Origin of the sequence: Bittarella massiliensis (ex Durand et al. 2017) (assembly GCF_017566145.1) — a bacterium.
GTDB lineage: Bacteria > Bacillota > Clostridia > Oscillospirales > Ruminococcaceae > Bittarella > Bittarella massiliensis_A.
Genome location: NZ_JABFCL010000374.1, coordinates 1 through 211 on the forward strand (window position 1 = coordinate 1; position 211 = coordinate 211).

Below are 211 nucleotides of genomic sequence, written 5' to 3' on the forward strand. Positions count from 1 at the left end.
TCCGGCGGATGTGCTTCTGACCCTTCTCGACAATCTGGGCTTTACAGACAACTATATTGAGTGTATGGTCCCTACAGTCGGCGTGTATCCCATCGCTACAGCCAATGATAAGGAGCAGATCAGCGCGCCGCTCATGTCAAGGTTTGCTGTCATTGATATTCCGGATTACACGGCGGAGGAAAAGAAGATCATATTTTCAAAATTTGCCCTG

General features: G+C 48.3%; 1 pseudogene. It reads left to right on the forward strand.

Annotated features, from left to right (window positions below):
• Positions 1–211, forward strand: a pseudogene (locus tag HJY11_RS14720) (AAA family ATPase); the annotation flags it as partial.